Source organism: Candidatus Culexarchaeum yellowstonense, assembly GCF_024707025.1.
Taxonomy (GTDB): Archaea; Thermoproteota; Methanomethylicia; order Culexarchaeales; family Culexarchaeaceae; genus Culexarchaeum.
The window spans coordinates 1-6656 of record NZ_JANGFQ010000083.1 but is presented as its reverse complement, the minus strand read 5'-3'; the positions used below and the strand labels follow the sequence as shown (position 1 = coordinate 6656).

The window sequence follows — 6656 nt, the reverse complement described above, 5'->3', positions numbered from 1 at the left end:
AGAGAATTTTATGGAAAGCCTTTTATAATTTTCATGTGTATTTATTGTTTAGGTTAGGCATGTCCATAGATTGCATAGACTACTTTGAACTTAAAGGTGTATGGGTTAAGGCTTATAGGAATGGTAATATTCGCAAATTAAATGCATTTGAGAAGGGGCTTTTTAGGGCATGCCTAACCTATACGAAAAAGAATGGCGTAATAGTCAATAAGACAGTTCTAGAAATGATTGGAAGGATTATTGAAGTTTTAACGACCACTCCACGTAGGGAAGCTTTGAGGCAGGGTTTTGAGAAGGTTAAAAGCTTAGTTAAAAACAACTTGTTAACTAAAATATTCCCAAAAATATTGGATTGGGTTACAAATTTGGATTATATAATGTATTTGGGGTTCATGGAAATTAACAAACCAGAATACTTAAAGGTTTACTGAGTATGGGTGGCAAACATATAATGGTGGCATGTATACTGGCATATAGTGAGGGATATAAAGATATATTTATGAAGCAATCATTCTAAATTGATGGATGGGAATTTAATTATCGTTAATTTGAATGGTGTTGGTAATGTCGATTCAAATGGATAAGTTTGCTAAGGGGCTTACCCCAATGATTGAAATGGTAAAGGTTTTCAGTCGTATATTAAATGAGGTTGCTGAATTTGAGGAGGTTGAGGGGAGGAGGCTTGATGAAGCTTTAAATGATCTCTTGAATCCGAAAAGGTTGGCTGAATTCTCGAAGCAAATCCCCCCAGATGTTTTTGGGGAGTTTATGGCTGCAATAATGAAGCTTGCGGTTACAATGGCTAAAACACAGAACTTCATGCAACTTCCATTGGATGAGAAGAGGAAACTTGCTTCAGAATTGGAGGAGATTGCAATAAGCTTAGAGAAGGTTGTGGAGAAACTTAGGGGGATGGGGAAGGTTAAGCTTGAGTAAAGTTGATCTTGAAAATACATTCCAGATGCTTTCAAAACCCCTCTCCACATGCTTGGAGTGGGCTTCCTCACTCCCCTCAGAGTTGACGCGAATTTTTCTGGAATCAAGTTTGCCCATGCAATTCATATACAGCATGCTATCCATTGTGAAGACCGATCCAGACATTGACGTTTACATAGAATTGCATGTAACTGGTTGTGCAAGTGAAGCTATTGAATTTTGGGAGAAGTTGGTTGAGGAGATCTACCCAAAGTTGAAGCAACCAATCTTCGTCTACTGGAGTGGAGAATTGGATGTTAATCCAGTGGAGCTTGGTTTAAGGGTGGGTAAATTGCTGGCTAAGATGAGGATATCACCAATAACATTGAAGCACCCCATAGATGCCGTGGAGGAGTTGAAGAGGGAATGGTAGTATGCTACGTGGATTCAAGCATACTCATATCAGCCTTAACCCCAACTGAGAGTAGGCATAGAGAATCAGTGAAAACCCTTGAAGATGTTAAGAGGGGAGGGGGGATCCTCATAACCTCAACATATGCATTCATGGAAGTAGCTAACGTGATATGTAGGAGGATTATGAGTGGACAATGGAGCTTAATTGAACCATTAAATAAATTGGCAACTACCATGGGGAAACTGGGATACAAAACTCTATGCGAAACTCTAACCGGCATGCTACTCCCCACACTAGAGCAACTTGGAGTAAAAGTAATCGAAAACCAAGACTTCTACGTTTTGGAGAAGCTCAACGAGACATATGCTGCAAAGATTTTCAGGGAAGCAATAAAACTCGCATGGATCAACTGTAGAACAAAGGACTTACTACACATAGCAATAGCTTCATTAATGATGAGGAAGCATGATGCTAAACGCATATTAACAGCCGATGAAGAAGACTTCAGCAAAATAAAGAAAACTTTGAAGGATAATCTAAACATAGAAGTGGAAATAGTAAGCCACACAAAATGAGAAACCCCACTTCAAAATTCAAGCAATGAAGGAAAATATGACCATAGCATACCAGCATACAATGAGGAAAGGATTATAGGCGGGATTGAATTGCTTGAGAAGGTGGTTTTGAAGCCTGAGTTTAAGGGGGTTGTTGAAGTCTTCTTGAGTGGTGTGATCAACTTACTTAAGGATGCACTTGTTGAATTAAGTATTTATGGTTCAGCGGCACGTGGGGAGATGCATATAGATGTGTAGAGCTTTGTATAATTCCAAGAGATTTTCCGAAAATTTTGGATTGGGTTAAAAATTTAGATTACATAATGTATTTGGGGTTCATGGAAATTAACAAACCAGAATACTTAAAGGTTTACTGAGGAGTTGTTAAGCTGGAGTTCTTGATTTATGCCGAAGTTGGCTTCAGATGATTGGAGGGGGTGGCTTGAGTATGCTAAGGGCGATTATGAGGAAGCTATTTCCGCACTTAATAGAGGTTCTTTTAAAGAGGCATGTTTTCACGCTCAACAATCATGTGAAAAGTTGCTTAAAGCCATACTGATTAAGAGGGGGATGTTCATACCTATACATGACTTGATGGAGTTAGCGCGGGAGGTTGGAGTTGAAGATCCTACAATATTGAATGAGTTATCGAAGTTAACTATTCACTACTATGCTTCTAGGTATCCTGATGCAACTAGGAGGGCTGGGGTGGAATACTGTTTAGGGATAGCTGAAGAATGCGTTGAGGTTATGAGGAGATTATGGGACACATTGAGGGAATGCTTAGAATAGATATAGGGAGGATTTGGGATGGGAGGCCAGCTATAGATTACCTAGCAGACTATATAGGGCGGTTATCCAAGCTTACAAGGGTGAGGGCTGTGGTGGTTATTGGTTCTAGAGCTCGTGGAACTTGGAAGCCGAGTAGCGATATAGATGCAATTATAGTTGTGGATGAAGCTATACCATACACCAAGTTGCCACCCATTGGAGTGGTGGATCCAAGGATATATACCGTGAAAGAGCTTCTCGAAGCCATAAATGAAGCTGAATATGAAATTATAGAAGCATTCGAGGAGGGGGAGGTGATATACGATGATGGATTATGGAGGGAAATGCTGAAAACATATGAGGAAGTTAAGGAGAAGCTGAAGATACGTAGATATAAGACGGGATGGAGAATACATTCAAAAGATCTAAGCCAACTTGAAGGTTTAAATGAGGGCGGTTGATTTAGCTAGAATCATCCTGATGGAGCTAGGGGTTTGGGGAGCTTTATGAGGAGTGAGCTCATATGATGAGCCATGGGGGCTACTGCATCCGAAAATACACTTATAAGGGATTGTAGGAAGATAATTGCAATTGAAATTATAGGTCCAGGAGAAATTTATGACTGAATCAGATTCTGAATTGGTAGAAGCTCGAATTAGGGAGATTAATGATGCTTTGGATATTCTTAATGGTATATTGGCTAAGCAATTTGAAGAGTTAACGATTTATGAGAAGCTTTCATTGAGATACTTGATCATTCAATTGGTTGAGGCTTCTGCAAGTATATGTATGCGCATACTTTTAAACTTCTATAATGAGGTTGTTGAAGGGTTTCCACAATGCTTCATCAGGCTTGGAGTTAAGGGGATTTTACCCGAAGACTTGGCTTCAAGATTGGCTTCAGCTGCTAGGCTTAGAAACCTCCTAGTCCATAGATACTGGGCCATTTCAGATGAGAGGGTTTATGAGAGCGTTAAGAGAGGTTTAAGGGATTTTGAAGAATTCATAGCATGTGTTAGGGTTTTCCTGAGGAGGGGGGTGAAGTCGTGAGCATACCCACCCCCACTGGAGAATTTAAATATTATAAGATGAGCTTTGAGGAGAGGGGGAGGCTTCTAGATGAGTTGAAGAAGATTCTTGAAGGCGTTAAGGGTATATTATTCGCATACGTATATGGAAGCTTCATTAAGAGGGAGCTTTTCAGGGACATTGACATTGCCATTTGGATTAAGGATAATGAAGACCCCTTCAAATATGAAGTTGACCTCTCATCGAAGATTGAAGTTGACCTTAAAGTTCCAGTTGACATCCACGTGCTTAATGAAGCTCCAATAACGTTTAAACATGTGGTCTTCACTGAGGGGAAGCTCCTATTCTCCATGGATGAGAAAACCAGAATAGAAGTTGTCGATGAAACGATTAGGCAGTATATAGACCTATGTATGCTAAGGTCTCTAGGTGAGGATGGAAAGTGATTAGAGGCTTTGCATCCATTCAACCTTAAACTTCACAGAGACACACCCCATATTATTTCCAAAGCAAATTGAGGAGTTAATGGCTAGGAAACTCATAGTACACAACATTTATGATAGAAACCCCAAAATCTTAGATTGAATTAAAAATTAGAATAAATAATGTATTTGGGGTTTATGGAGATTAATAAGCCTGAATACATTAAGATCTACTAAGCATGATGCTTAAATTGTTCAAATATTGAGGGATCTATGAGGAGTGAAGATGGCTGAAAGGAAGCTTACCCTCGATTCCACGCTACCTAGATTGAGGGAGGTGTTTGAAGAGTTTAAGGGTGTTGAAGTAGCCATACTATTTGGGTCCATGGTGAGGGATGGGTTTAGCGCTCACGACATAGACTTAGCCCTGAAACTGGAGAGGGAGGATTTACTGGAAGTTGGGTGGATTGCGTTTCAGATTGCGAAGGCGTTACACGTCAATGAAGACCGTGTAGATGTTACGCTACTAAACCATGCAAACCCAATACTGCTCTCAAAAATATTGAGGGATGGCATAGTAATCAAAGCTCAGCCGGAAGCCATTGAGAAGCTCCTACAAAGAGCACAGCAAGCACCAGATGCCTCAATTGAGTTTAAGCAGTGGGCTACGCTTGACCCGAAATTGGATAAAGCGATCATAATGTCGAGGGTTGAGGAGATTAAGAGGAATGCAGATTTCATTAGAAATGAAATACTCTGCAAGAGGGTTGAAGAACTAAACTATAAGGATACTTTGGCATTGGAAAGGGCTATGCATAGGATCATAGAGGCAATGCTCGACATATGCAGACACATGGTCTCAGCATACTCCCTAGGATTCATTGAAAGCTATGGTGAATACCCTGAAAAACTTGCGAAGGCAAATAAAATGCCCAGAGACCTAGCTGGGAAAGTTGCTAAGCTTGCAGGCTTGAGGAACATACTCGTACATAGATACATGGAGATTAAGAGTGAAGCCCTATACAAAGCAGCCAAGGAGACTGTGGAGGAAATAGTGAGCGAATTCATGGAATGGGTGAAAAACATAGAGGCAAATAAGCCATCCTAAGAGGGGGAGAAGAATTATTCATCAAAGGTTCCATTTGAAAAACATATGTCATTCAAGGGTTTTGGGATGAGGAGGATTAAATTATCTTTTGCGGGGGGTTTGGAAGTTGAGTTTGCCGATAGGGATAGGGCTATTAAGCAGGTTGAGGATTTCGCTGAGAGGGGGACTAGGTTTCCAGTGGTTGTCTTTGGACCTGAGGGTTGTGGTAAGACTGCATGGCTTAAGCAGGCGGCGGAGATTTTGAAGGGGTTTGGATTCAGCGTTATATACTTCAATCCAGTGAGGAGGGAGTTCTTGGCTGAAGTGGGGATAGAGGGCATTGAGAGGAGGGCCCTTGAAGTTTTGAAGCAAGCTTCTTCAGTCAATGCGTTGGCTGGCTTCATAGGTTACGTTATAGATTTTGCGAGGGAAGCTATAAGGCTGGGTAGGGGGAGGATTGCGGTGATCGTTGATGATGCTTTCCAGTTCATTGGGGGTAGGGAGGCATCCTTCTTCGTGAAGGGGTTGCTTGAGGTAATTGAGCATCCGCCAGAAGGCTATGAGAGGATAGTGGCTATTGCAGCGACGAGTGAGGGTGAATCGAGGAGGGAGATTGGTAGGCATTTGTGGGCTAATTTAATGCCTATGTGGAATATGCCTAAGATGGGGTTTGAGGAATTGTATGGGAAGTTGCCCGACCCGAAGCCGAAGTTCGAGGATGTTTGGGCTATATGTGGAGGTAATCCGAGAATCCTCTCCCAACTCTACGAAGCCAAATGGGATATTGATATGGTGATCGCATGGCTCATTAGAATGAAGGATTTAACGAGAAGCTTCGTGAAGAGGTGGGAGCCATATCTCAAGAAGGTTGTTGAAGACCCCCAAAGCTTATGGGAAGAGGATTTCCCAAGCGAATTAAAGGGGGAGTTGATAGCGAAGAACCTCATAGTACACAACATTTATGATAGAAACCCAAAATTCTGGATAGATGAACCGCCTCCAGAGAAGGATTTGGAGCTTGGAATTGGAAGGGACGTTGCATGGCAAACACCAATACACAGAGAAGCAGTTAAGAGGGCAATAACACAATATTAACAATGTTACAATGCAATTAAACTATATTTTAGAAGAATTCTATGGAAATCCTTTTATAAGTTTTATGTGTATGGGAGTGGGTTTCCTCACTCCCCTCAGAGTTAACGCGAATTTTTCTGGAATCGAGTTTGCCTCTGCAATTCATATATAGTATGCTACTCCCAATACTAGAAGACCCTTTTAAGAGTGAAACACAATAGAGCAACCTTAAAGATAAGGAATTGTTTATGTGCGTGGGGGGTATGTCTGAAGCAATTTATGAGAGTCTTGAGATAACTGTGGAAGATTATGAAAAGTATAAGGGGAAACATGTGGTAATTTACAAGAATAAGATAATATCTGAAGGGTTAAGTTCAATTGAAGCTTTG

General features: G+C 41.0%; 11 protein-coding genes. All 11 read left to right on the top strand.

What is annotated here, in order from left to right; translation table 11 throughout:
* Positions 1-431 (top strand): hypothetical protein (locus MRT15_RS08355; RefSeq protein ID WP_304329626.1); only part of this gene is annotated, 431 nt, incomplete at its 5' end.
* Positions 432-564: 133 nt separating this feature from the next.
* Entirely contained in the window at positions 565-936 is a 372-nt protein-coding gene (locus MRT15_RS08350; protein ID WP_304329625.1) for a hypothetical protein, read from the top strand.
* Complete coding sequence (locus MRT15_RS08345; RefSeq protein WP_304329624.1) at positions 929-1348, top strand: hypothetical protein; 420 nt, start codon at positions 929-931, stop codon at positions 1346-1348. Before MRT15_RS08350 ends, MRT15_RS08345 begins: the two co-directional genes overlap by 8 nt.
* Positions 1342-1905 carry a PIN domain-containing protein gene (locus tag MRT15_RS08340; protein WP_304329623.1) on the top strand — a complete coding sequence of 188 codons (564 nt, stop codon included), beginning with the start codon at positions 1342-1344 and terminating at the stop codon, positions 1903-1905. Before MRT15_RS08345 ends, MRT15_RS08340 begins: the two co-directional genes overlap by 7 nt.
* Before the next feature lie 90 nt (positions 1906-1995).
* Complete coding sequence (locus tag MRT15_RS08335) at positions 1996-2142, top strand: hypothetical protein (protein ID WP_304329622.1); 147 nt, start codon at positions 1996-1998, stop codon at positions 2140-2142.
* Between the two features lie 147 nt (positions 2143-2289).
* Positions 2290-2676, top strand: coding sequence for a HEPN domain-containing protein (locus MRT15_RS08330; protein ID WP_304329621.1), 387 nt, complete (start codon positions 2290-2292; stop codon positions 2674-2676).
* Entirely contained in the window at positions 2646-3116 is a 471-nt protein-coding gene (locus MRT15_RS08325; protein ID WP_304329620.1) for a nucleotidyltransferase domain-containing protein, read from the top strand. Before MRT15_RS08330 ends, MRT15_RS08325 begins: the two co-directional genes overlap by 31 nt.
* A 157-nt stretch (positions 3117-3273) precedes the next feature.
* Positions 3274-3705, top strand: coding sequence for a DUF86 domain-containing protein (locus MRT15_RS08320; RefSeq protein ID WP_304329619.1), 432 nt, complete (start codon positions 3274-3276; stop codon positions 3703-3705).
* Positions 3702-4130, top strand: a complete 429-nt coding sequence (locus MRT15_RS08315; protein WP_304329618.1) for a nucleotidyltransferase domain-containing protein — start codon at positions 3702-3704, stop codon at positions 4128-4130. The genes MRT15_RS08320 and MRT15_RS08315 overlap by 4 nt, the downstream gene beginning before the upstream one ends.
* Positions 4131-4392: 262 nt before the next feature.
* Entirely contained in the window at positions 4393-5214 is an 822-nt protein-coding gene (locus tag MRT15_RS08310; RefSeq protein WP_304329617.1) for a HepT-like ribonuclease domain-containing protein, read from the top strand.
* Between the two features lie 99 nt (positions 5215-5313).
* Positions 5314-6288, top strand: a complete 975-nt coding sequence (locus MRT15_RS08305) for an ATP-binding protein (protein WP_304329616.1) — start codon at positions 5314-5316, stop codon at positions 6286-6288.
* Positions 6289-6656 lie beyond the last annotated feature (368 nt).